Origin of the sequence: Mycolicibacter minnesotensis, from assembly GCF_010731755.1 — a bacterium.
GTDB lineage: Bacteria > Actinomycetota > Actinomycetes > Mycobacteriales > Mycobacteriaceae > Mycobacterium > Mycobacterium minnesotense.
This window is the reverse complement of record NZ_AP022589.1, coordinates 919163-943706: the sequence shown is the minus strand read 5'-3', so window position 1 is coordinate 943706 and position 24544 is coordinate 919163. Positions and strand designations below refer to the sequence as shown.

The window sequence follows — 24544 nt, the reverse complement described above, 5'->3', positions numbered from 1 at the left end:
CTTTGTAGTGGAGGCTCCCAGATGGCCGTTGGTTGTCCAAAATCGAAGTCAGTGGTCCGATGAGCGCCCCTTATCTCACCGGCCCGCTCGACGACGCGGTCTACGCCGGTGGCGCGCTGGACGGGCAGTCCCCCAAGATCGCGATGCTGGGGCTGACCTTTGACGACGTCCTGCTGCTCCCAGCGGCGTCTGATGTGGTGCCGGCCACCGCCGACACGGCGAGCCGCCTGACGCGCAATATCACGCTCAAGGTGCCGCTGGTCAGTTCCGCGATGGACACCGTCACTGAGGCGCGGATGGCGATCGCGATGGCTCGTGCCGGCGGCATGGGCGTGCTGCACCGCAACCTGCCCGTCACTGAGCAGGCCGGCCAGGTGGAGACCGTGAAACGGTCCGAGGCCGGGATGGTCACCGATCCCGTCACCTGCACCCCGGAGAACACTCTGGCCGAGGTGGATGCGCTGTGCGCCCGATTCCGTATCTCCGGACTGCCGGTGGTGGACAAGAACGGCTCCCTGGTCGGCATCATCACCAATCGGGACATGCGTTTCGAGGTCGACCAGAACAAGCCGGTCGCCGAGGTGATGACCAAGGCGCCGCTGATCACCGCCCAGGAGGGCGTCTCCGCCGATGCTGCGCTGGGGCTGCTGCGCCGGCACAAGATCGAGAAACTGCCGATCGTCGACGGCCACGGCAAACTGACCGGCCTGATCACGGTCAAAGACTTCGTCAAGACCGAACAGCACCCGCTGGCCACCAAGGACAGCGACGGACGGTTGCTGGTCGGGGCCGCGGTGGGTGTCGGTGACGACGCCTGGATCCGCGCGATGACCCTGGTGGACGCCGGGGTGGACGTGCTGATCGTGGACACCGCGCACGCTCACAACCGCGGCGTACTCGACATGGTCGGCAAGCTCAAAGCCGAAGTGGGGGAGCGCGTCGAGGTGGTCGGCGGCAACGTGGCCACCCGAAGCGGAGCCGCCGCGCTGGTCGAGGCCGGCGCCGACGCCGTCAAGGTCGGGGTAGGGCCCGGCTCGATCTGCACCACCCGGGTGGTCGCCGGGGTGGGTGCCCCGCAGATCACCGCCATCATGGAGGCCGTGGCGGTCTGCACGCCGGTGGGGGTGCCGGTGATCGCCGACGGCGGCCTGCAGTACTCCGGCGACATCGCCAAGGCGCTGGCCGCCGGCGCATCGACGGCCATGCTCGGCTCGCTGCTGGCCGGCACCGCCGAGTCGCCTGGCGAGCTGATCTTCGTCAACGGCAAACAGTTCAAGAGCTACCGCGGGATGGGCTCGCTGGGTGCCATGCAGGGCCGCGGCGGGGGCAAGTCTTACTCCAAGGACCGCTACTTCCAGGACGACGCGCTCTCCGAGGACAAGCTGGTGCCAGAGGGCATCGAGGGCCGGGTGCCGTTCCGGGGCCCGCTGAGCACGGTTATCCACCAGCTCACCGGTGGGCTGCGGGCGGCCATGGGCTACACCGGCTCGCCGACCATCGAGACGCTGCAGCAGGCGCAGTTCGTGCGAATCACCGCGGCGGGCCTGAAGGAAAGCCACCCGCACGACATCACCATGACCGTCGAAGCACCGAACTACTACGTGCGTTAGCGCCGAAACCGACGTTTTGCGGATCGCTTCTCGTATTTTTGCTGCAAAACGTCGGTCTCGCGGAAAGATAAGGGTGACCCCGCATGCGTGACATGGTTGAGATCGGCATGGGCCGTACCGCCCGTCGGACCTATGAACTCGACGACATCAATATCGTGCCCTCGCGGCGCACCCGTTCCTCCAAGGACGTGTCCACCGCCTGGCAGCTGGATGCCTACCGGTTCGAGATGCCGGTGCTGGCCCATCCCACCGACGCATTGGTCTCCCCGGAGTTCGCCATCGAGCTGGGCCGGCTCGGCGGACTCGGTGTGCTCAACGGTGAGGGACTGATCGGTCGGCACGCCGATGTCGAGGCCAAGATCGCCCAGGTGACCGAGGTCGCGGCCAAAGAGCCCGAGCCCACGGCGGCGATCCGGTTGCTGCAACAGTTGCACGCCGCCCCGTTGGATCCCGAGTTGCTCGGTGCCGCGGTGGCCCGGATCAGCGCGTCCGGTGTCACCACCGCGGTACGGGTGAGCCCGCAGAACGCCGCAGCGCTGACTCCGGCACTGCTGGCCGCAGGTGTCGATCTGCTGGTGATTCAGGGCACCATCATCTCCGCCGAGCGGGTGGCCGTGGACCGAGACGGTGCCGGCGAACCGCTCAATCTGAAGACCTTCATCTCCGAGCTGGACATTCCGGTGGTGGCCGGTGGCGTGATCGACCACCGCACCGCGCTGCACCTGATGCGCACCGGCGCGGCCGGGGTGATCGTCGGCTATGGCTCCACGTCCGGGGTGACCACCTCCGACGAGGTGCTGGGCATCTCGGTGCCGATGGCCACCGCGATCGCCGACGCCGCCGCCGCGCGCCGCGAGTACCTCGACGAGACCGGCGGGCGTTACGTGCATGTGCTGGCCGACGGCGACATCCACACCTCCGGGGACTTGGCCAAGGCAATTGCCTGCGGAGCCGACGCAGTGGTACTGGGCACGCCGCTGACGGCTGCGGCCGAGGCGCAGGGCGACGGCTGGTACTGGCCGTCGGCTGCCGCTCATCCGTCGCTGCCGCGCGGCGCGCTGATGCAGTTCGCCTATGGCGAGCGGCCCGGTCTGGCGCAGGTGCTCGAGGGGCCTTCGGACGACCCATTCGGCTCGCTGAACCTGGTCGGCGGACTTCGCCGTGCGATGGCCAAGGCCGGCTATTGCGATCTCAAGGAGTTCCAGAAAGTCGGCCTGACAGTCGGCTCCTGACGGGAAGTTAACCCGGCGGTTCAGCGAGGTTCGCCGGAGTTGGCCCCCCGGGCCGGCGGAGGCGAAGCGAAGCTGGGACCGCCGCATGAACCCGGCGGTTCAGCGAGGTTCGCCGGAGTTGGCCCCCCGGGCCGGCGGAGGCGAAGCGAAGCTGGGACCGCCGCATGAACCCGGCGGTTAGGGTCGCCTATTCGGTCCGGTTACCCGCGAGTAGGGCCATACTGTGAGCTATGGAGCCTGACTACGACGTCCTGATCATCGGCTCGGGTTTCGGTGGCAGCGTGAGCGCGCTGCGACTGACCGAGAAGGGTTATCGCGTCGGCGTGCTGGAAGCCGGACGCCGATACGCCGATGAGGATTTCGCGAAGAACTCCTGGCACCTGCGGGAATTCCTGTGGGCGCCGAAACTCGGTTGCTACGGCATCCAGCGCATTCACCTGCTCAACAACGTCATGGTGCTCGCCGGCGCCGGGGTCGGCGGCGGCTCACTGAACTACGCCAACACGCTCTACGTACCGCCGGAGCCGTTCTTCGCCGACAAGCAGTGGGCACACATCACCGACTGGCGCGCCGAGCTGATGCCGCATTACGACCAGGCGAAGCGCATGCTCGGCGTGGTCCAGAATCCAACGTTCACCGACGCCGACCGCATCGTCAAGCAGGTCGCCGACGACATGGGGGTGGGCGACACGTTCGTGGCCACCCCGGTCGGGGTGTTCTTCGGCCCCGGCGGTGCCGAGGGAATCAAGGAGCCGGGCGCAACGGTGCCCGACCCGTTCTTCGGCGGCGCCGGCCCCAACCGCACGGGGTGCATCGAGTGCGGCGAGTGCATGACGGGCTGCCGCTGGGGCGCCAAGAACACCCTGGTGAAGAACTACCTGTACCTGGCCGAGTCCGCCGGCGCCCAGGTGCACCCGATGACCACCGTCACGGCGTTCGAGCAGGGTGGCGACGGGCTCTGGCAGGTGCAGACTGTGCGGACCGGTCTGCGGGCGCGCCGACACCGCAGGACCTTCACCGCGCGGCATCTGATTCTGGCGGCCGGCACCTATAACACCCAGCGGTTGATGTTCAAGATGCGCGACAAGGGCAAGCTGCCCAAGCTGTCCGACAAGCTGGGGGTGCTCACCCGCACCAACTCCGAATCCATCGTGGGTGCGGCGACATTGAAGGTCAACCCGGATCTGGACCTGACGCACGGTGTGGCGATCACCTCCTCGATTCACCCCACCGCCGACACCCACGTCGAGCCGGTGCGCTACGGCAAGGGCTCCAACGCCATGGGCCTGCTGCAGACGTTGATGACTGATGGCACCGGTCCGCAAGGTACCGACACCCCGCGCTGGCGCCAGCTGCTGAACCAGGCCGGCGAAGACCCCCGAAATATCCTGCGGCTGCTGAACCCCAAGGGTTGGAGCGAGCGCACCGTGATCGCGCTGGTCATGCAGCACCTGGACAACTCGATCACCACGTTCACCAAGCGCGGCCGGCTGGGTTTTCGCCGTTACACCAGCAAGCAGGGGCACGGCGAGCCCAATCCGAGCTGGATTCCGGTCGGCAACGAAGTCACCCGCCGCATCGCCGCCAAGATCGACGGGGTGGCTGGCGGCACCTGGGGCGAGCTGTTCAACATCCCGCTCACCGCGCACTTCCTGGGCGGAGCGGCGATCGGCGACGGCCCCGAGCACGGCGTCATCGACCCCTATCAGCGGGTGTATGGCTACCCGACGATGGCGGTGATGGACGGCGCGGCGGTCTCGGCCAATCTCGGCGTCAACCCGTCCCTGTCGATCACCGCGCAGGCCGAGCGGGCCGCGTCGCTGTGGCCCAACAAGGGCGAAGCCGATCAGCGGCCGGCCCAGGGCGAGCCCTACCGGCGGCTGGATCCGATCGCGCCGCGTAACCCGGCGGTACCTGACCGGGCGCCGGGCACGCTGCGCTGGAAGCCCGCCGATTCGGTCGACTCCGTGGGCTGAAAAGCGAACTGTCCCCACTCGGGGCTAGGCGGCGCAGGTCTGCATCGTTGGACTGGGTGTGCGTCGACGTGCACGGACTCGAAGCCATAGCCGGCGTAGTTCGTCGGCGCCCCACACGATGAATGGGAACGGGATCACCAGCATGAGTTGGTCGGCGCGCAGTGCGGCGGTGCCGAACACCGGGTGCAGGAAGGGCGTGTACACCAGCGTCAGGGCGAACACGGCTGCCGCCGCGATGCCCACCAGCAGTGCCGGATTACTGAATACGCCGATCGCGCGCAGCGATGCGTGTTCGGTGCGGGCCGCGAACGCGGTGCCGATCTGGCAGGCGATGATCCCGAGCCACGCCACGGTAGTGGCCTGCTGATAGGAGTGATGCAGCGGTGTGCCCAGCCCGGTCGGGTCACCGGGGTGCCACCCGGCCTGGGACAGCACGAGTAGGAAGCCGCCCATCACCAGCACCGCGGAGATGGCACCCAGGAACGCCCAGGCGCGCAGCAGCAGGGCCCCGCGGATGATCCCTTCCTTGCGGGGGCGCGGTGGCCGGTCCATCAGTCCTGGTTCGGCGGGTTCCCGGGATAGCGCGAGCGCGGGCAGGATATCGGTGCCCAAGTCGATCGCGAGGATCTGCAACACGGTCAGCGGCAGTGGTATCGCCCCGCCGGAGACGGCGAACGCCAGAAACGGCACGACCTCGGGGACGGCGTGGGTGAAAATGTAGAGGATGAATTTGCGGATGTTGTCGTAGACCCGCCGGCCTGCCTCGATCGCGACGACGATAGTGCCGAAATCGTCGTCGGTGAGCACCATAGTGGCCGCTTCGCGGGCCACGTCGGTGCCCGAGCGGCCCATCGCCACGCCGATATCGGCACGGTGCAGGGCAGGGGCGTCATTGACACCGTCACCGGTCATGGCCACGACCTGCCCCTGGGCCCGCAGCGCGTCGGCGATGCGCAGCTTCGCCTCCGGTGAACTGCGGGCGAAAATGATCTCCTCGCCACCGGAGAGCAGGTGGTCGAGTTGGGGTTCACTCAAGGCGTCGAGCTGTTCACCGGTGACGATCTGGACGCCGGCCGCGCCGATCCCGACGCGACGGGCTATCTGGGCCGCGGTGAGGCCGTTGTCCCCGGTGACCACATGGATGCGGATACCGGCCCGATGCGCCTGGGTGATCGCGTCGAGAACCTGGAGCCGGGGAGGGTCGAGCATCGCGACCAGGCCGAGCAGGCACATCCCGTGCTCCAATGCCGCACGATCGGGGCCGATCACGGTGTCGTCATCGAGTCGGCGACGGGCGATCGCCAGTATGCGCAGTCCCTGCGCGGCGTAGCTATCGATCAAGGCGGTCAGGCGGGTGCGGTCGAGGTCGGTGAGTTCGTTTTGCCCGCCGCCGATTCCGGCGATATCGGTACAACAGGGCAGCACTGTTTCCGGTGCGCCCTTGGTATGCACCGCCAGGGTTCCGTCGCCTTCGGCATCGACCGTAGACATGCGGCGCAGGTGGGGGTCGAAATGAAAGACGGCCCGCCGTCCGGCGTCACGAGCGGGCGGAGTCAGGGGTACGCCCACGGAGCGGGCCGCCTCCAGCAACGCGAGTTCGGTCGGATCCCCCGTCGCCGATCCCAGTGGCTGCGAGGCCAACTCGGCGGTGGTGCACACGGCCGCCGAGTAGGCCAGGACGCGTAGTTCAGGGGATTGCGCTGCGGGGGAGCAGTTTTCGAACTCGACTTCACCGCCGGGCAGCCAAATTTTGGTGACCCGCATCTTGTTCTCGGTCAACGTGCCGGTCTTGTCCGTGCAGATCACCGTCGTCGAACCCAGCGTTTCCACCGCGGACAGACGTTTGACGACGGCGCCGCGGCGGGCGAGATCGCGCACGCCGACCGCCAACGCGAGGGTGATGGTGGGCAGCAGCCCCTCGGGCACATTGGCGACGATCAGCCCGATCGCGAACGTCGCCGCGGCCGCCCAGCTCAACCCGGCCGCAACGCCGAGCGGAACAAACACGGCCCCAGCCCCGGCCGCCACCAACGCGATCAACCAGGCCACCCGCTTGACCTGCCGCTCGAGCGGACTATCGGTACGGCCGGTGCGCTGGCTCAGCGCAGCAACCCGTCCGAGTTCGGTGTGTGCGCCGGTCGCGGTGACCACCGCCCGTGCTTCGCCTTCCGTGCAGGCGGTTCCGCTGAACATGAGGTTGCGGGCCTGCAGCCTGGATCCGGCGGTGTTCACATGATCGGCGGAGCGGGCCGCAGGTAGCGACTCGCCGGTGAGTGTGGACAGGTCCACCTCCAGGGCGCCGTCGATGATCCGGGCGTCGGCGCAGACGCGATCACCTTCGGAGATCACCAGCACATCGCCGGGAACCAGCGTGCGGGCCTCGACGTCGGCCCGCTGACGGTCCCGTATGACGCGGGCGTGGGTGGGCAGGTAGGCAGCCAGCGCCTCCACGGCCCGTTCCGCCTGGAGTTCCTGAACGAACGCAAAACCGGCGTTCAAAACGATCACGGCAATGATCGCCGCCGCAAGGATGACGGTGCCCGTCAACCAGGCCAGCACGGCCGCGACAACCAGGACCAGGGCCAGCGGGTGGGTGAGTTGCTTGAGCAGTTCAGCCGGCCACTGTCGGCCGGAACTCTGCGGAAGCTCATTCGGCCCATAGACCAGTAGCCGCCGCTGCGCCTCCCGGCCGGATAAACCCAACGCCGACGTTCGCAGGTCCCGAAACAACGTGACCAGGGGCTCGCTCGGATCGCTGGGGCCCGACCGCGAGGTTGTTCCGGCCATGGCGGTATCGGTGGAAGTCACACCCATGTCGGTGCTGCAGGGGTGGTCATTTGCGGCGGATTCCAGGTCCAGTTGCGGATTTCGGGCAGGTCCTGGCCGTGGGTGTTGATGTAGCGGTTGTGTTCGACGAGTCTGTCGGTCATTGCTTGCTTGAGGTAGTCGCCGGTGGCGCCGAGTTGGGGCAGCCGGTCGATGACGGCGGCAACGAGGTGGAACCGGTCCAACCGGTTCTGCACCCGCATGTCGAAGGCGGTGGTGATGGTGCCTTCTTCGTTATAGCCGTGGACGTGCAGATTGCGGTTGGCCCGGCGGTAGGTGAGCCGGTGGATCAGGCTCGGGTAGCCGTGGAAGGCGAAGATGATGTGTTTGTCGGTGGTGAACAGGGTGTCGTAGTCGCGGTCGCTCAGCCCGTGCGGATGCTCGCTGGCCGACTGCAACCTCATCAGGTCAACCACGTTGACCACCCGGATCTTCAACTCGGGCAGGTGCTCCCGAAGGATCGACACTGCGGCGAGCACTTCGAGGGTCGGGGTATCTCCGCAGCACCCCAGCACTACGTCGGGTTCGCCGCCGCGGTCGTTGCCGGCCCATTCCCAGATGCCGATACCTTCGGTGCAGTGCACCTCCGCGTCCGCCATGCTCAGCCATTGCGGCATCGCCCGCTTCCCGGCGACGATCACGTTGACGTAATGGCGGCTACGCAGACAATGGTCGGCAACCGAGAGCAGGCAGTTGGCGTCCGGTGGCAGGTAGACCCGCACCACGTCCGCCTTTTTGTTGACCACGTGGTCCAGGAATCCGGGGTCTTGGTGGGTGAAGCCGTTGTGGTCTTGCTGCCAGACATGAGAGGCCAGCAGGTAGTTCAGTGAGGCGATGTCACGGCGCCACGGCAGTTGTCTGGTGACCTTAAGCCACTTGGCGTGCTGGTTGAACATCGAGTCGATGATGTGGATGAACGCCTCGTAGCAGTTGAACAACCCGTGCCGGCCGGTCAAGAGATAGCCTTCCAGCCAACCCTCGCTCTGGTGCTCGCTGAGCATCGAATCAAGGACCCGGCCTGCGGGAGCGAGGAATTCGTCGTGCTCGGCGGTGCGGGCCTGCCACTGCCGGTCGGTGACCTCAAAGACTGCGCCGAGCATGTTCGACAGGGTTTCGTCGGGACCGAAGATCCGGAAGTTGCGGGCCTCGTCATTGCACGCGATGACGTCGCGCAGGAAAGTGCCGAGCACGGCGGTGTCCTGCGCCTGCACCGCGCCAGGCGAGCTCACCGTCACCGCGTGGGTGCGGAAGTCGGGCATCCGCAGGTCGCGCAGCAACACCCCGCCGTTGGTGTGCGGGTTGGCGCCCATCCGCTGTTGCCCCTGCGGGGCCAGCGCTGCCAGGTCCGGCAGCAGCCGCCCGGCCTCATCGAACAGCTCGTCGGGTTTGTAGCTGAGCAGCCAGCTCTCCAGTTGCTCGACGTGCCCGGGGTGCTGTTCATCGACAATGAGGGGCACCTGGTGTGACCGGAAGGTGCCTTCGATCTGCCGGCCGTCGACCTCTTTGGGGCCGGTCCAGCCCTTGGGGGAGCGCAGCACGATCATCGGCCACCGTGGCCGGGCCGCGTTGCCGGTGGTTCGAGCGTCGCGCTGGATGCCGTGGACAGCTTCCACCGTCTCATCGAGGACGGTGGCCATCAGCTCATGCATGTCTTCGGGGTCAGCACCGTCGACGTAGCGCGGTTCCCAGCCGCAACCGCGCAGGAACTGGTCCAGCTCTTGGTGTTCGATACGGTCCAGCACGGTGGGGTTGCTGATTTTGTAGCCGTTCAGGTGCAGGATCGGCAGCACCGCTCCATCGCTGATCGGGTTGAGGAACTTGGTGGAATGCCAGGCCGTGGCCAGTGGCCCGGTCTCGGCCTCGCCGTCGCCGATCACGCATGCGACTACCAGGCCGGGATTGTCGAAGACTGCGCCGAACGCATGACTCAGCGAGTACCCGAGTTCCCCGCCTTCGTGGATCGATCCCGGAGTCGTCGGTGCCACATGGCTGGAGATACCTCCCGGAAACGAGAACTGGGTAAAGAGTTTCTTCAGCCCGGACTCGTCCTGGCTGATGTCGGGATAGATCTCGGTGTATGAGCCCTCCAGGTAGGTGTTGGCCACCAGGGCCGGGCCGCCGTGGCCGGGGCCGGAGACATAGAACATGTTCAGGTCGTACTTCGTGATGACCCGGTTCAGGTGCACGTAGATGAAGTTCTGACCCGGCGTCGTTCCCCAATGGCCGACCACAAGCGGTTTCACATCCGAGAGCTGAAGCGGTCGTTTCAACAACGGATTGTCATAGAGATAGATCTGGCCGACGGACAGGTAATTCGCAGCCCGCCAGTAGGCGTTCATCCTCTGCAGTAACTCAGGTTCCAGCGTGGGGGTGCGTGTCATTGGGTGCCATTTGCCGCCGGGACGGGGATCGGCGGCTGCGGAGTGGGCTGCACGGCGGCGGCGCTCTCCCGGGCCAGGAAGGTTCCGAATTCGGCGATGGTCGACATCAACGGTGCCGGGAAGACGACGGTGGTGTTCTTGTCGACGCCGAGCTCAACGAGGGTCTGCAAGTTTCGTAATTGCAGAGCCAGGGGGTGGGCCATCATGGTGTCTGAGGCATCCCCCAGAGCTGCCGCGGCCATCGATTCGCCCTCGGCAGCAATAATTTTCGCGCGCTTCTCTCGCTCAGCCTCGGCTTGGCGGGCCATCGCTCTTTTCATGCTGTCGGGCAGTTGGATGTCTTTGAGCTCTACCAGGGTGACTTGCACGCCCCATTCGATGGTGGTGATGTCCAGGATCGATTGGATGTCAAGGTTGATCTTGTCGGTCTCCGAGAGCGTTTCATCCAAGGTGTGTTGACCGACGACTTTGCGCAAGGTGGTTTGGGCGATCTGGTCGATCGCTGAGTAGACGTTCTCGATCGCCACGACCGACTTCACCGCATCGATAACCTTGAAGTAGGCGACCGCCGAGACGTCTACGCTGACGTTATCGCGGGTGATGATGCCCTGGGATTGGATCGGCATTGTTACGATCCGCAGCGAGATTTGGTGCAGCACATCGATTAACGGGATGATGAGTCGCAGTCCGGGTTGTCGCTCCCCGATCACCCGGCCCAGCCGGAACAGCACGCCCATCTCGTATTGTTTGACGATCCGCACCGCCATCGCCAGCGCCAGCAGTGCCAGGAAGCCCAGAACGGCGACGGCGGCGCCCAGCCCTGTCATCGCCGGGCACCTATCGGTAAGAAGCGCGTAGGGGTGCCCGCGGCCACGTCATGCGCCAGGGTCGTAGTGAAGTAGTGCTGTAGGACCATCATGGTGAGTCCGATCTAGCGGCGATCACCAGCGCGTAGGGGCCTCGGAGCGGATGCTCCTCAAGTTCTGCGGCGGACAGCTGAACTTGTCCCGAACCAGCTGAAAGTCTCAGCAGTTCCGACGCTACACCCGTGGATCGGCGCCCGGAAGCGACCGTCGGCACGGTGCCGCCGCTGCGCGTAGTGTTGGCGTCATGACGTCAGCCGATGTGTGATAAGCGGGAGTTCTCGGTGTGACGCGTGATGCCGGTGAGCTGGGTTAGTGACCTGATAACCGGTTCCGCCAACCGGATGATCGCGACCGTGCAGAACGGTGTCGAGGTGTTGCGGTTCGGCGGTTTTCAGACCGGGGCCCGTCCGTCGCCGTTTGAGGTCGTGGAGCAGTGCGACATGTACCGGCTGCGACGCTACTTTCCCGGCAGTGCGAGCCATGCGGCCAGGCCGTCGGTAGTCCTGGTTCCTCCGATGATGATGTCGGCCAACGTTTTTGACGTCACCCGTGACCAGGGTGCCGTGGGCGTCCTGCATGATCTCGGCCTGGACCCATGGGTGGTGGATTTCGGCTCGCCGGATCGGGAAAGCGGCGGTCTCGAACGCACCTTGAGTGACCATGTCGTGGCGCTGAGCCGGGTCATCGACTCCGTATACGCGCACACCGGGCGCAAGGTGCATTTGGCGGGTTACTCGCAGGGCGGGATGTTCTGTTACCAAACCGCGGCCTACCGACGCTCCGAGTGCCTGGCCAGTGTCATCACCTTCGGCAGCGCGGTCGACTCGCTCAGCGGTCTGCCATTCGGAATTCCGGCGGCGCTGGCGGGCCGCGGCGCCCAGCTGGTCGCCGATCACGTCTTCAACCGTCTCTCGGTATCCGGATGGATGGCCCGTGCCGGGTTTCAACTACTGGACCCGATCAAGACGGTGCAGGCAAGGTGGGACTTTCTTCGGCAGCTTCATGACCGAGAGTCGTTGTTGCCCAGGGAACAGCAGCGGCGTTTTCTCGAGGTGGACGGCTGGGTGGCATGGTCGGGCCCCGCGATCGCCGAACTCCTACGGCAGTTTGTGGTCCACAATCGCATGATGGCCGGTGGTGCCGTGATCGATGGCACCCTGATCACACTCGCGGAAATCACCTGTCCCGTCCTGGCCTTCATCGGCGAGATCGACGACATCGGCCAACCTGCGGCCGTTCGAGGAATTCGGCAGGCCGCCCCCCGCGCCGAGGTGTCCGAGGCGCTCCTGCCGGCCGGCCATTTCGGGCTTGTTGTCGGATCGACCGCCGCCACCCAGACCTGGCCCACGGTCGGCCAATGGGTGCTGTGGCAAGAAGGTCGCGGGACCAGGCCGCAGGGTGTGCACGTGATGGAGGCCGAACCGGGCGGCGAAATCGATGGCGCTGTCGGGTTGTCATCGCGCGTCGGTCACTCCGCGGGGGCGCTGGCCGAACTGGGCGTCGGCGTGGGCCTGGGGTTGGCCGAGGCCGCGGTCAGCGTGGTGCGCAGCGGATGGGAGATCACCGGGGAGGCCCTGCGTACCCTGCCCCGCCTCGCCCGACTCGGGGAGCTGCAGCCCCATACCCGGGTGTCGTTGGGCGCCTTGATGGCCGAACATGCCAGCGCAGCGCCCGACGAGGAATGCCTTCTGTTTGAGGATCGTGTCCGCACCAATGCGGCGATCGCTCACCGCATCGACGAAGTGGTGCGCGGCCTGATCGCCGCCGGTATCCACCAGGGAGCCCATATCGGTGTCTTGATGGACACCAGCCCCAGCGCCGTGATCGCTATCGCCGCACTGTCGCGGCTCGGTGCGGTGGCGGTGCTGTTACCCCCGGACGATGATCTGGCAACCGCCGTCCAGCTCTGCGGGGTGGCCGACATCGTCACGGATCCAGTACATTTGGCGACGGCCGCCGCCACCAGTGCCAGGGCGCTCGTCCTCGGCCACGGTGGGACCGCAGACCTCAGTGCGGCGGAGTTGGGCCGGGTCGTCGAGTTGGATCGACTCGATCTGTCCGCTGAGCTGCCGCGGTGGTATCGGCCGAACCCGGGCCGGGCACGTGATCTCGCCTTCGTGTTCTTCAGCACGACGGGAGGACGCCGGGTGGTCAAGGAGGTCACAAATCATCGGTGGGTGCTGTCGGCCTTCGGCACCGCTGCGGCCGCCGCCCTCGACCGCGACGACACGATCTATTGCCTGACCCCACTGCACCATCCGTCGGGTCTGATGGTCGGCCTGGGCGGAGCGCTCGCAGGCGGGTCGCGCATCGCTTTAACCCGGGGTGTTGACCCGACCCGGTTCGCCGACGAGGTCCACCGTTACGGGGTCACGGTGGTCACCTACACCTGGGCACTGCTGCTCGACTTGGTGGAGGCGACGTCGCCCCAACTTGCCGAACATCATCCGATCCGCCTGTTCATCGGAGCCGGCATGCCGACCGGCCTGTGGCGCAAGGTCAGCGATCGATTCGCCCCGGCCCGAGTGCTGGAATTCTATGCCTCCACCGAGGGAGACGCGGTCCTGGCGAATGTCACCGGCACGAAGATCGGGGCCAAGGGTCGGCCGCTGCCGGGCAGCGCCAAGGTTCGGCTCGGCGCTTACGACGCCGCGACGGGCCGGTTCATCGAGGATGGTCACGGTTTCGTGCGTCGCTGCGCGGACGACGAGGTGGGCGTGTTGCTCGCGAAGCCGCGGTCCGGACGCGACGCTGCAGCTGTCTCGATGCGCGGGGTGTTCGGCGAGGGAGACACGTGGATCACCACGGACCACCTGTTTCGCCGCGACAGCGACGGCGACTACTGGTTTGTGGACAATCGGAATACAGTGATCCAGTCGGTGCGCGGACCGGTCTTCTGCCAGCCGATTTGTGACGCCCTCGGCGGTGTCACCGGGATCGACTTGGCCGTGGTCTATCCCGGTGCGACCGACACCCACGACGTCGCGGTAGCCGCCGTGACGGTCGGCAAAGAAGGCGTCCTCACCGCGGCGGCGCTGACTGCCGCGCTGGGCGGCCTCCCCGAGGACCAGCGTCCGGGCATCGTCCACATAGTCGACCGTATTCCGCTGACGCCCTCGTACCGCCCACTGTCTACCGCACTACGCGCGGCCGGGCTACCGGAACCGGGGGAGAGGACCTGGTACCACGACCTCACCGACGGCCACTATCGACAAGCGGTCACATAGGTGGGCCGCTGCGGCCCGAGTGGTCAACACTTCCGACGGCGATGGTGTCGTCGAGCACCAACCGGATTTGCTCCGGCCCCTCGAAGCCGTCCGTAGATCCGGCCGGGAAGTCGAAAAGCTGCAGGAGGCTGCGATGCCGTTGTCCCATCCGTCGTCGCCCGACGCGAGCAGCCGTAATGCGGTTTCGATCAACCCCATTTTCACCCGGGAACCAATCCGGGTTTCGCGCAACGCAATGCCGGACGGTGAACTCGATGCAGAGACGAGCTATCAACTGGTGCATGACGAGTTGATGCTGGACGGCAATGCGCGATTGAACCTGGCAACATTCGTCACCACGTGGATGGAGCCGCAGGCTCGGACCCTGATGAGCGAATGCTTCGACAAGAACATGATCGACAAGGACGAGTACCCGCGCACCGCCGAGTTAGAGCGCAGATGCGTGCGGATGCTTGCCGAACTGTGGCATGTCCCCGACGCGGCCAACCCGGCCGGCTGTTCTACCGCCGGTTCCAGCGAGGCGTGCATGCTCGCCGGACTTGCGATGAAACGCCGCTGGCAGCACGCACACTCGGATCGAACGCGACCCAATCTGGTGATGGGTATCAACGTGCAGGTGTGTTGGGAGAAGTTCGCCAACTACTGGGATGTGGAAGCCCGGCTGGTGCCGATGGACAACGATCGCTTCCATCTCACCGCCGAAGAAGCGGTGCAGCGTTGCGATGAGAACACGATCGGGGTCGTCGCCGTGCTCGGCTCGACCTTCGATGGTAGCTATGAGCCGGTCGCTGAGATCTGTGCGGCGTTGGACCGGTTACAGCAGGAACGAGGCTGGGATATTCCGGTGCACGTCGATGGCGCCTCCGGCGCGATGATCGCACCTTTCTGCGACCCCGATCTGGATTGGGATTTCCGGCTGCCGCGGGTGGCGTCGATCAACACCTCCGGGCACAAGTACGGGCTCGTGTACCCCGGTGTCGGGTGGGTGCTGTGGCGCGATATCGACGCACTGCCAGAAGATCTGGTGTTCCGGGTCAACTATCTCGGCGGTGAGATGCCGACGTTCGCGTTGAACTTTTCCCGCCCCGGCGCGCAAGTCGTGGCTCAGTATTACAACTTTGTCCGGCTGGGCAAGGAGGGATACCGCCGTGTGCAGCAGTGCAGCCGTGATGTCGCGGCCGGTTTGGCGGACCGGATCGGGTCCATCGGCCCGTTCCGGCTGATCACCGACGGGCGGCAACTGCCGGTGTTTGCGTTCACTCTGGCCGACCCGGAGTCGGTGTATTCGGTATTCGATGTTGCCGCGGCACTTCGTGAACGGGGCTGGCTGGTGCCTGCCTACACCTTCCCCGCGAACCGTGAGGACCTGTCGGTGTTGCGAATCGTGGTGCGTAACGGCTTCTCTCACGACCTGTCCGACCTACTCATCGACGACCTGAACCGAGCATTGCTCACTCTTAACAAGCAAACCGCACCCCAGCGCGGACCGGATGCCGCCTCGTTCTCGCACGGCGCCGAACCTCCCCGAGCAAGCGCGAAGGCTGGACAACAAGGATGAAGCGGGCACTCGCAACAAAACGAAGGACATGCGGCAGCGTAAGTACCCTGACAAGTCGTACCGGGGCGGCCCCACCGATGGACCAGGAACCTGACTTGGCCGAGGCCAGCTACGGCTGCTCATCATCGATGATGTGAACTGCGGCCTCCTCGGCGGAGGCTGCGCCGCCGTCGATACCGACATCATCGGCAACCAGTTCCGCCTCGAAGTCCCCGCCAAACCCCCGGTCCGGCGCGACAAGCCGACCGGCTCGCGCACGTCCAACCTCATCACGCTGCGGAAATTCCGTCTCACGCTCGGCTGCGTCCGAGCGTTGCTGCTCATCTTTGTCGAGCGGGTCGTAAACCTTCATCGCTGGATCCGGCTCTTCCTCGGCAAGCAGTTGGTCCAAGCTTTCGGGCCCCGAATCGAATGAGGCTCCGCCGTAGGGCTTTTCCGCCGGGGTATACCCCTCGTCGAGTACGTCGTCGACACCGCGATCGATCAGGGTGTCCTCTGGCTGAAGTTGGTTGTCATCATCGACGCTGTATTCGCTCGCCGATTCCCTGGGGCTATCCGGATTGCTCATACCCAACAATGTCACTGCATCCGGGGGAAATACCACCAGATACGGAAACCGTGTAAGCACCCAATGCGGGATGTGACCAACGTAGCCCTACGCGCTGTCCAACCCTACGGTCGTCCTGACCGCGGCTGGCTACGAATGGAATCGTGCGCGCGGCGGCCGACGGGTCGGGCGGGGTCGCTCTCGAGGAGTCTCTTCAGTTTGTGCAGCGCGCCTCGCAGGGCTTCGTCCACGGTGCCGGCGTGGTCGGTGACGGCCACCGGCGCTCGCCCGGCCGGCCGGGCTTCCACCATGCAGCGTTTGTCTTCGCCGCTGGATCGGCCAGCGCTCTCGTCGCTGAGATGGACCTCGACTCGGGTGAGGCGATCGGCGACGTGGGCGAGAATGTCGCGGACCTCGTTCTCGATACCGGCGATACGTGCCTGGTGTGCGCTGACGTTGTGATCGGTGTTGATCTGGATTTCCATCCGAATTCCTTACTTTAGGTTACCTGGAACCGCTCGGGCCTGGATCTGACGATGTGCGGCGCGTGGTCCCGCCCGCAGGGCTTTGAGTGCACATCGAAGGTTCTCCCGTTTCCGGTGCGTCGCGTCGGGAGTGACCTCCACGTGAAGTCGACTGTCCTGCAATCGGATAATCAAGGACAACCGGGTGCAGGCGGTAGCCGCGGTTCTTCGGATCGCTCTACTAGGTGCTATAGGGAAATCGAGGGGCCACCGCGGCCGCGAGTTTCACGAGATCTTCCGATAGCCGCCAGGCTCACGGTGGCCTGCTTCCTCACGAACCATTGTGCCCCGAAGGTCATCTTTGCGTTGGGGGCGAGGGGGTTTGGCGGAAAGCGCATGGTGATGCTCGGAAGTTCGTGTCACCGAAGGGTCCGGCCGCGAGCGCTTGCTCTATGGGCTGTGGCGGCGGACAGCCACTCTCATCCCGGACTAGTTGAGCTTCCCAACATCCCCAACGCTACACCTCGGCGCTCTGGGCTGCCGTGCGGTCGACGGGCGGCGGTGGAAATACTCTGCTGCGCCAACGACGCCGACGTCGGTAGCTGGAAGCACGCTACGACTGCCGCGGCATCCTTCGGTAGTTCGGTTCGCGCCCCGGCGGCTGGACCGGCGTCGGCAGCAGTGGTTCGCGCCGACGTCCCGGCAGCGTGATCGGGGCCTGCGTGCTCAGTTCGACGTCTTCCCCGGCGTGATTGATGATCAGCCGGCCGTCGGGGCCGTCGCGCAGGGTGTAGGTGACCTCGTGATGATCGGCGTCCACGGTCACCCGAAATCCCCGCCAGCGCACCCGGAACCGTAGCCGTGAGATCCCATCGGGCAGTGCGGGATCCAGCGACAAAACCCCGGCGTCGTCGCGCAGACCGCCGAAGCCGGCGACCAGCGAGATCCAGGTCCCGGCCAGCGCCGCCATGTGCAGACCATCGCGGGTGTTGTCGTGCAGATCGCGCAGGTCGACGAAGGCGGTCTCGTAGGTGTAGTCGTGGGCCAACTCCAGATGCCCCACCTCAGCGCACATCACCGCCTGCGTACACGCCGACAGGGACGAGTCCCGCACCGTGCGCCGTTCGTAGTAGTCGACGTTGCGGGCCTTCTGTTCCGGGGTGAACGCGTGGCTGCGCCATTGCATGGCCAGCAGCAGGTCGGCCTGCTTGACCACCTGCGCCGGGTACAGCCGCACGTAGGGTTCGTTGAGCAGCAGCGGGTAGGCGTTGCGGTTCTCGAAGTCCCACTCCGCGGCCGAGGTGAAGCCCTCGCACTGCGGATGCACCCCCAGTTCCTCGTCGTAAGGGATGTGCACCGCGTCGGCCGCGTCACGCCAGGCGGCCATCTCCTCGGTGGTGACTCCCAGCTCCTGGGAGGCTTCGGGATGGCGTGTGCAGGCGTCGGCGGCCGCGTGCAGATTGTGGGCGGCCATCAAGTTGGTGAATACGTTGTCGCGCACCACCGCGGTGTATTCGTCGGGGCCGGTGACTCCGGACAGGTGCCAGACCCCGTGCCGGTCGTGGTGTCCCAGCGACCGCCAGAGCCGAGCCGTTTCCACCAGCACCTCGAGCCCGCATTCCTGCTCCACCGAGGTGTCCCCGGTGGCCACCCGGTACTGCTCGAACGCGGCCGCGATATCGGCATTGATGTGCCAGGCCGCGGTTCCCGCCGGCCAGTACCCGGAGCATTCCTGACCGCGGATGGTCCGCCACGGGAACGCCGCGCCCGCCAGCCCCAGTTCGGCGGCGCGCCCACGCGCGAGATCCAGGGTGCTCGCCCGCCAGCGCAGTGCGTCGGCCGCAGCGTGCGGAGCGGTGTAGATCAGCGTGGGCAGGATGAAGCTCTCACTGTCCCAGAAGGTGTGGCCGTCATAGCCGGTGCCGGTCAACCCCTTGCTGGGGATGGCGCGGCGTTCGGCCCGGGCACTGGCCTGCAGCAGATGGAACAGCGCGAAGCGGACCGCCTGCTGGCAGTCGGGATCGCCGTGCACCTCGACGTCGGCGCCGTCCCAGAACTCGTCGAGGTAGGCCCGTTGGGCGTCGAGCAGCCCCTGCCAACCGCTGTAGCGGGCGCCGGTCAGCGCGGCGACGGCCTGGTCGCGCAGCGCGGGACGGGACCGCTCACTGGACCAGCCGTAGGCCAGGAATTTGACGATGCGCAGCTTCTGCCCCGGCCGTAGGCCGCACACGATGGTGGTCGCCGCCACGTCGGGGATCGTCATCGTGGTGACCTGAACCCGGCCGGGTACTTCGACCTCGTGATCCATGGCCGCTGCCATCATCAGTCCGCTGGCCCGGGTGCGATGCACCAGGACCGCGCCGGTGCTGGTGTTCTCGCGTTCGACGGCCTCCAGTGGGTTCTCCAGGATGGCCGCGACCCGGGGATCGTCGGAGGTCGGTGGCTGGTCCTCGTTGGCCACCAGCTCGGACTGCACGGTCACCCGCACGAATTCGTCCACCGCCTCGACCACGTATTCGATGGCCGCGACGCTGCGGTGGGCCAGCGACACCAGGCGAGTCGAGTGCACCTTGACCTGCTTCTTCGCCGGCGAGCGCCAGTGGATGTGGCGGGTCAGAGTGCCGGCTCGTAGATCCAGGATGCGTTCGTGGTCGATCAGCTCGCCGTAACGGACGTCCAACGGCTCGTCGTCCACCGTCAGCCGGAGGATCTTGCCGTTGGTCACGTCCACCACGGTCTGCCCCGCCTGCGGGTAGCCGTAGCCGGCCTCGGCGTGCGGCAGCGGCCGCACCTCGTAGAACGAGTTCAGATAGGTTCCGGGCATCCCGTGCGGCTCGCCCTCATCGAGGTTGCCGCGCAGCCCGATGTGCCCGTTGGACAGCGCGAACAGCGACTCGGTCTGACCGAGCAGGTTCAGATCGAGATGGGTCTCGCGCAGCTGCCACGGTTCGATCGGGAAGTAGTCCTCAGAGATCATCGGCGGTCCTTCACAACAGCTCCTTGAGATCGTTGACGACGATGTCGGCGCCATGGCTCAGCAGGTCGGCGCGCTGACCCACCCGGTCGACGCCCACGACGAAGCCGAAACCGCCGGCTCGGCCGGCCTCGACCCCGGACAGTGCATCCTCGAAGACTGCGGACTCGGCGGGGGTGACACCGAGCAGCTGCGCCGCCCGCAGAAACGAATCCGGTGCGGGCTTGCCCGCGATGTGTTCGGTGCGCAGCGTCACGCCGTCGACCCGCTGCGCGATGAACGTCTCCAGACCGGTGAGCGCCAGCACCTCACCGGCGTTGGCGCTGGCAGAGACCACCGCGGTGGCCAGGCCCGCCGCGGTGACGGCCGCCAGGTAGCGGCGCGACCCCTCGAACACCTCCACCCCGTCAGCATGCAGCGTCTCACGGAACGCCTCGTTCTTGCGGTTGCCCAGACCGTGCACGGTCAGCGCCTCCGGTGGGTCGTCGTCGGCGCCGTCGGGCAGTGTGATGCCGCGGCTGGCCAGGAAGGCGCGCACCCCGTCGTCGCGTTTGCGGCCGTCGACGAAGCGCCGGTAGTCGTCGTCCGGGTCGAACGGGATGAATGGCTCGCCGGTGTTCTCGGCGCGTCCCGACAGGTAGGCGTCGAACATGGCCTTCCAGGCGCGGGTGTGCACGCTGGCGGTGTCGGTGAGCACTCCATCGAGGTCGAACAGGCAGGCACGCACGGTTTCTGGCAGACCCAGCACATGTTCTCCTTCTTCTGATGCGGCGTGGCTCCACTCCACCATGCCCGCCGTTGCTCCGGCTGACTTTTGCCGCCACTAGACTCTTTGCGGTGTCGTCACCTTCGTCTCGCCCCGTTCTGGTCATCGACTTCGGCGCGCAGTACGCCCAATTGATCGCCCGCCGGGTCCGAGAGGCGCGGGTGTTCTCCGAAGTCCTCCCGCACACCGCCACTGTCGAGGAGATCGCCGCCCGCAACCCGCTGGCGATCGTGCTGTCCGGCGGCCCGGCCAGCGTCTACGCCGAGGACGCCCCGCAGCTCGATCCGGCGCTGTTCGACCTCGACATTCCGGTGTTCGGCATCTGCTACGGCTTCCAGGCGATGGCTGCCGCGCTCGGTGGCACCGTGGAGCGCACCGGCACCAGTGAGTACGGCCGCACCGAGCTGAAGGTGACCGGCGGGGAGCTGCATGCCGGCCTACCGGGCACCCAGCCGGTCTGGATGAGCCACGGCGACGCGGTGACGCTGGCCCCGGCCGGCTTCACCGTGGTGGCTGCCACCTCAGGTGCCCCGGTGGCCGCGTTCGAGAACCGCGCCCGCCGGTTGGCTGGGGTGCAGTACCACCCCGAGGTGCTGCACACCCCCTACGGACAGCGGGTGCTCAGCCGGTTCCTGCACGAGTTCGCCGACATCGACGCTGCCTGGACGCCCGCCAATATCGCCGACGCGCTGATCGAGCAGGTGCGCGAACAGATCGGCGACGGCCACGCCATCTGTGGACTGTCCGGCGGGGTGGATTCCGCGGTGGCAGCGGCACTGGTGCAGCGTGCCATCGGTGACCGGTTGACGTGTGTGTTCGTCGATCACGGGCTGTTGCGGGCCGGCGAACGCGAACAGGTGCAGAACGACTTCGTCGCCGCCACCGGGGCCAAGCTGGTCACGGTGGACGCTGAGTCGGTGTTCCTCGATGCGCTGTCGGGGGTGTCGGATCCCGAGGGCAAGCGCAAGATCATCGGACGGCAGTTCATCCGGGCCTTCGAAGGCGCGGTACGCGACACCCTGGGAGACCACGACGCTTCTCAAGATGGCGTCGAGTTCCTGGTCCAGGGCACGCTGTACCCCGACGTGGTGGAGTCCGGCGGGGGGGCGGGCACCGCGAACATCAAGAGTCACCACAACGTCGGTGGACTGCCCGACGACCTGAAGTTCAGTCTGGTCGAGCCGCTGCGGCTGCTGTTCAAAGACGAGGTCCGAGCGGTCGGCCGCGAGTTGGGTCTGCCGGAGGAGATCGTTGCCCGCCAACCGTTCCCAGGGCCGGGTCTGGGCATCCGGATCGTGGGCGAGGTCACCGGGGAGCGGCTGGCCACGCTGCGTCAGGCCGACGCTATCGCCCGCGAGGAGTTGACCGCCGCGGCGCTGGACCACCAGATCTGGCAGTGCCCGGTGGTGCTGTTGGCCGATGTCCGCTCGGTGGGAGTGCAGGGCGACGGCCGCACCTACGGCCACCCGATCGTGCTGCGGCCGGTGTCCAGTGAGGACGCCATGACCGCAGACTGGACCCGAGTGCCCTACGAGGTGCTGGAGCGGATCTCGACTCGAATAACCAATGAGGTTTCCGAGGTCAACCGCGTAGTCTTGGATATCACCAGCAAACCACCCGGCACTATTGAGTGGGAGTAGCCCCATGATTGCTGCGCTTTCCGCTGCCGACGTGCAGCGGCGCGAGTTCTGGACCGGGCTGTGCCCATCGATGTCGATCGATGCCGGGGGCGCGCGCCCGGCCGCAGCGGTCGGCGAACTCGATGTCGCGCTGGCCAACTTGAAGCGCGAGGGCTACGTCCAGGTTCCCGACGCTCTGCCCGAAGCGGCCATCGCCCCCATTCGTGCGGGCGTGTCGACGCTGTTCCAGCAAGGAATCCCGTTGGCCTTCGCGTTCGTCTACGACGAGCTGTGGCTGGCTTTCCAAGCGCTTTCGGAGTTCCTCTCCGGGGTGATGGGCGAAGGCTACCGGGCGTTGCCCGACTTCTGGGTCTGGCACGTCAACCCCAGCGATAACGCCGTCGGCTGGGGACCGCATCGGGACAAGTTGATCAACACCCTCGATGCCGACAACTCGCCTCACACGCTGACCGTGTGGTTGCCGTTCACCGATGCCACCCCGCTCAACGGATGTATGTACATGCTGCCCGCCCACCTCGATGATCGTTTCGTTCAGCGTCGCTGGGACGGGCCGGACAACGCGATCGTCCACAATCTGCAGGACATTCGGGCGCTGCCGGCCACGGCGGGCACCATGTTCGCCTGGAACCAGGCCGTTCTGCATTGGGGCGGGCGCGGCAGCCGCCTTGGGGCCGCGCCGCGGATCAGCGCCGCCTTTGAATTTCAGCGCTCCGACCGCGCGCCGTTCAACAGCCCGTTGCTGGATCCGGGCCGCATGCCGACGTTCACCGAGCGGCTGGGGTTGATCGGCAAACAGGTTCTGCAATACCGCCACATGTATCCGCTTGCTCCTGAGGTCGAGGCCATCGCGACCGTGCTCGCGGAGCGGTATATGCCTGAGGTGGCCGCCTCGATGGGGGTCGGCGCCGCCCTCTGACGGGCCGGTGACCCCTACACCGGAATAGTGCGCAGCGCCGCGGGAAGGCTGGGCAGGAAATGCCCGGTCGCGAACGCGCGGATGTCCTCGACGGAGTCCAGCGGCTCACGCGACGGCAACAACAGCGCCATGGCCGCGTATCGCAGGATGGTGTCGGCCAATTCGGTGACCACCGCCGGGCCCAGACGTTCGGCGAATCCGGGCGGGAAGATCACCTGCAGCGCCCCAGACATCCGGTCCAGGATCGCGTCGTAGTGTCGCCGGGAGAGCTCCAGCGCCAGCTCCGGTTCATCGGTGATCATCCGATTCAACACCCGGTGCCGGCGGAACTGCATGATCGCCGAGGTGAACGCCTCGACATAGTAATTCGACTGGGGGGCAGAAGTTTTCAGTTCAGCAGCGATGTCGTCGTAGAGCGCGGCGTTCTCCCGGTCGATGACCGCGGCGACCAGCTCGTCGCGGCCGGCGAACCGGCGGTAGATGGTGGTCCGGCTGACTCCGGCGCGCCGGGCGACGTCGTCGAGGGCGACCCGCCGGAAGCCGTGCTGCTCGAACTCGACTACCGCGGCATCGAGGATGGCCGTGGTCGCCGGGTCAGCCCCGGATGTAGCCGGCATAGGCGAATTTGTTGTAGCGCAGTCGCATCGGCATATGATCCCATGCCCAGTTGACCGGCCGTGACCGGCAGAGCGCGGCGAACCGCTGATAGCGCCGCTCCTGTCGGTCGCTCCACGGCAGGCCCAGTTGAACCCGGGTGCTCGGCGGCATGCCGCCGGTGGTGAGAAACGCCGCGAGCGGATTGAACATCACCGAGATCGCCCGCCACAGCGCCGGCGGTACCCCATTCGGGCAGGGGAAGCCCTTGGTGACGTAGCCGACGCCGTACTTGGCGGTCGGGTGGTCGGTGAGAACCTTGTCCAGCATCTGATTCCAATAGCGCTCGAATTCGGCGTAGTCGGCCGGCATCACCCGGTCGCTGACGCCGTAACGGCGATACCAGGTCTTGGATTCGAGATAGATCTGCTCTTTGTCTTCGGTGCTCAGGCGCTTGACGAAGGTGTCGGTGAAGTACAGCACCTGCTCGACGAACGTGGCGTGGGCCCAGAAGTAGGTCTCGGGATCCAGTGCGTGGTATCGGTTTCCGTCCGGCATCGTCCCCTTGATGTTGACGTGGAAGTCGCGCACCTGTTGGCCGGGGTTGTCGGACCCGGCGCCGTAGACGGTCATGAAGATCGGCGGCAGTGAGCGCTTGACCCGGGCGGCGGTGTCGGTGAAGAACACCGAGTGGTCCAGAACGCCCTGGCCGAGCTCGGCGAGCATGTTCTGCAGCACGGCGGGCCGGGGCCCGATCAAGAACATCCGGTTGTCGCCGAAGTAGCGCCACACCAGGGACTGCGGTCCCAACGGCAGTGCATCGGTAGCCGCGTCGGTCGGCACGGATCGAGTCATGCGAAACAGTGTTACATATTTTGAACTGTGTACCAATCCCCGGGGATCGGGGCTTTCGGCGCGGTGCGGATGAGGCGCGCGGGGCCGGTGATGCGCCGCCGGGAGATCCGGC

Annotated in this window: 16 protein-coding genes; 7 read left to right on the top strand and 9 right to left on the bottom strand. The window is 66.4% G+C overall.

Annotation, left to right across the window (positions count from 1 at the left end):
• Positions 1 to 59: 59 nt before the first annotated feature.
• The 3 genes from guaB to G6N09_RS04540 all read left to right on the top strand — a co-directional run bounded on the left by guaB (position 60) and on the right by G6N09_RS04540 (position 4818).
• Positions 60 to 1610 carry an IMP dehydrogenase gene (guaB, locus tag G6N09_RS04550; protein ID WP_083023529.1) on the top strand — a complete coding sequence of 517 codons (1551 nt, stop codon included), beginning with the start codon at positions 60 to 62 and terminating at the stop codon, positions 1608 to 1610.
• 83 nt (positions 1611 to 1693) lie between these two features.
• Complete coding sequence (locus G6N09_RS04545) at positions 1694 to 2842, top strand: GuaB3 family IMP dehydrogenase-related protein (protein ID WP_083023531.1); 1149 nt, start codon at positions 1694 to 1696, stop codon at positions 2840 to 2842.
• Positions 2843 to 3072: 230 nt separating this feature from the next.
• Positions 3073 to 4818: a GMC family oxidoreductase gene (locus G6N09_RS04540; protein ID WP_083023533.1), complete on the top strand. Its 1746-nt coding sequence runs from the start codon at positions 3073 to 3075 to the stop codon at positions 4816 to 4818.
• A 24-nt stretch (positions 4819 to 4842) separates the two neighbouring features.
• Here the strand turns inward: G6N09_RS04540 and G6N09_RS04535 are convergent, their stop codons facing one another.
• The 3 genes from G6N09_RS04535 to G6N09_RS04525 are packed head-to-tail and all read right to left on the bottom strand — an operon-like array spanning position 4843 to position 10852.
• The gene (locus G6N09_RS04535; RefSeq protein ID WP_308214838.1) at positions 4843 to 7626 is read right to left on the bottom strand and encodes a cation-translocating P-type ATPase; all 2784 of its coding nucleotides are present in this window, start codon (positions 7624 to 7626) and stop codon (positions 4843 to 4845) included.
• Positions 7623 to 10025: a phosphoketolase family protein gene (locus tag G6N09_RS04530; RefSeq protein WP_083023536.1), complete on the bottom strand. Its 2403-nt coding sequence runs from the start codon at positions 10023 to 10025 to the stop codon at positions 7623 to 7625. Before G6N09_RS04530 ends, G6N09_RS04535 begins: the two co-directional genes overlap by 4 nt.
• Positions 10022 to 10852 carry a slipin family protein gene (locus G6N09_RS04525; RefSeq protein ID WP_083023538.1) on the bottom strand — a complete coding sequence of 277 codons (831 nt, stop codon included), beginning with the start codon at positions 10850 to 10852 and terminating at the stop codon, positions 10022 to 10024. The genes G6N09_RS04530 and G6N09_RS04525 overlap by 4 nt, the downstream gene beginning before the upstream one ends.
• A gap of 380 nt (positions 10853 to 11232) precedes the next feature.
• On the opposite strand from G6N09_RS04525, the gene G6N09_RS04520 reads away from it, so the two are divergent.
• Positions 11233 to 14118, top strand: a complete 2886-nt coding sequence (locus G6N09_RS04520; protein ID WP_407662683.1) for an AMP-binding protein — start codon at positions 11233 to 11235, stop codon at positions 14116 to 14118.
• Positions 14119 to 14251: 133 nt separating this feature from the next.
• Complete coding sequence (locus tag G6N09_RS04515) at positions 14252 to 15676, top strand: glutamate decarboxylase (protein WP_083023913.1); 1425 nt, start codon at positions 14252 to 14254, stop codon at positions 15674 to 15676.
• A gap of 109 nt (positions 15677 to 15785) precedes the next feature.
• Here the strand turns inward: G6N09_RS04515 and G6N09_RS04510 are convergent, their stop codons facing one another.
• The 4 genes from G6N09_RS04510 to G6N09_RS04495 form a co-directional block, all read right to left on the bottom strand.
• Positions 15786 to 16244 carry a DUF5709 domain-containing protein gene (locus tag G6N09_RS04510; RefSeq protein ID WP_083023540.1) on the bottom strand — a complete coding sequence of 153 codons (459 nt, stop codon included), beginning with the start codon at positions 16242 to 16244 and terminating at the stop codon, positions 15786 to 15788.
• 104 nt (positions 16245 to 16348) lie between these two features.
• The gene (locus tag G6N09_RS04505; protein WP_179959873.1) at positions 16349 to 16708 is read right to left on the bottom strand and encodes an HPF/RaiA family ribosome-associated protein; all 360 of its coding nucleotides are present in this window, start codon (positions 16706 to 16708) and stop codon (positions 16349 to 16351) included.
• A 592-nt stretch (positions 16709 to 17300) separates the two neighbouring features.
• Positions 17301 to 19664: a glycoside hydrolase family 65 protein gene (locus tag G6N09_RS04500; protein WP_083023543.1), complete on the bottom strand. Its 2364-nt coding sequence runs from the start codon at positions 19662 to 19664 to the stop codon at positions 17301 to 17303.
• A gap of 10 nt (positions 19665 to 19674) precedes the next feature.
• Complete coding sequence (locus G6N09_RS04495; protein ID WP_083023545.1) at positions 19675 to 20451, bottom strand: beta-phosphoglucomutase family hydrolase; 777 nt, start codon at positions 20449 to 20451, stop codon at positions 19675 to 19677.
• Positions 20452 to 20498: 47 nt separating this feature from the next.
• Between G6N09_RS04495 and guaA the strand changes: the two genes are divergently transcribed.
• Together guaA and G6N09_RS04485 are read left to right on the top strand one after the other, a co-directional pair.
• Complete coding sequence (gene guaA / locus G6N09_RS04490; RefSeq protein WP_083023548.1) at positions 20499 to 22067, top strand: glutamine-hydrolyzing GMP synthase; 1569 nt, start codon at positions 20499 to 20501, stop codon at positions 22065 to 22067.
• A gap of 70 nt (positions 22068 to 22137) precedes the next feature.
• Positions 22138 to 22983 carry a phytanoyl-CoA dioxygenase family protein gene (locus G6N09_RS04485; protein ID WP_234806930.1) on the top strand — a complete coding sequence of 282 codons (846 nt, stop codon included), beginning with the start codon at positions 22138 to 22140 and terminating at the stop codon, positions 22981 to 22983.
• Between the two features lie 14 nt (positions 22984 to 22997).
• Here G6N09_RS04485 and G6N09_RS04480 read toward each other — a convergent pair whose 3' ends face one another.
• Both G6N09_RS04480 and G6N09_RS04475 read right to left on the bottom strand, forming a co-directional pair.
• Positions 22998 to 23600: a TetR/AcrR family transcriptional regulator gene (locus G6N09_RS04480; RefSeq protein ID WP_083023552.1), complete on the bottom strand. Its 603-nt coding sequence runs from the start codon at positions 23598 to 23600 to the stop codon at positions 22998 to 23000.
• Positions 23578 to 24432, bottom strand: a complete 855-nt coding sequence (locus G6N09_RS04475; protein ID WP_083023554.1) for an oxygenase MpaB family protein — start codon at positions 24430 to 24432, stop codon at positions 23578 to 23580. The genes G6N09_RS04480 and G6N09_RS04475 overlap by 23 nt, the downstream gene beginning before the upstream one ends.
• Positions 24433 to 24544 lie beyond the last annotated feature (112 nt).

Excerpts from the sequence above, each read along its gene's own strand:
- guaB (WP_083023529.1), top strand. The coding sequence starts at position 60 with ATGAGCGCCCCTTATCTCACCGGCCCGCTCGACGACGCGGTCTACGCC.
- G6N09_RS04545 (WP_083023531.1), top strand. The coding sequence starts at position 1,694 with ATGCGTGACATGGTTGAGATCGGCATGGGCCGTACCGCCCGTCGGACC.
- G6N09_RS04540 (WP_083023533.1), top strand. The coding sequence starts at position 3,073 with ATGGAGCCTGACTACGACGTCCTGATCATCGGCTCGGGTTTCGGTGGC.
- G6N09_RS04530 (WP_083023536.1), bottom strand. The coding sequence starts at position 10,025 with ATGACACGCACCCCCACGCTGGAACCTGAGTTACTGCAGAGGATGAAC.
- G6N09_RS04525 (WP_083023538.1), bottom strand. The coding sequence starts at position 10,852 with ATGACAGGGCTGGGCGCCGCCGTCGCCGTTCTGGGCTTCCTGGCACTG.
- G6N09_RS04520 (WP_407662683.1), top strand. The coding sequence starts at position 11,233 with ATGATCGCGACCGTGCAGAACGGTGTCGAGGTGTTGCGGTTCGGCGGT.
- G6N09_RS04515 (WP_083023913.1), top strand. The coding sequence starts at position 14,252 with ATGCCGTTGTCCCATCCGTCGTCGCCCGACGCGAGCAGCCGTAATGCG.
- G6N09_RS04510 (WP_083023540.1), bottom strand. The coding sequence starts at position 16,244 with ATGAGCAATCCGGATAGCCCCAGGGAATCGGCGAGCGAATACAGCGTC.
- G6N09_RS04505 (WP_179959873.1), bottom strand. The coding sequence starts at position 16,708 with ATGGAAATCCAGATCAACACCGATCACAACGTCAGCGCACACCAGGCA.
- G6N09_RS04500 (WP_083023543.1), bottom strand. The coding sequence starts at position 19,664 with ATGATCTCTGAGGACTACTTCCCGATCGAACCGTGGCAGCTGCGCGAG.
- G6N09_RS04495 (WP_083023545.1), bottom strand. The coding sequence starts at position 20,451 with ATGGTGGAGTGGAGCCACGCCGCATCAGAAGAAGGAGAACATGTGCTG.
- G6N09_RS04485 (WP_234806930.1), top strand. The coding sequence starts at position 22,138 with ATGTCGATCGATGCCGGGGGCGCGCGCCCGGCCGCAGCGGTCGGCGAA.
- G6N09_RS04480 (WP_083023552.1), bottom strand. The coding sequence starts at position 23,600 with ATGCCGGCTACATCCGGGGCTGACCCGGCGACCACGGCCATCCTCGAT.
- G6N09_RS04475 (WP_083023554.1), bottom strand. The coding sequence starts at position 24,432 with ATGACTCGATCCGTGCCGACCGACGCGGCTACCGATGCACTGCCGTTG.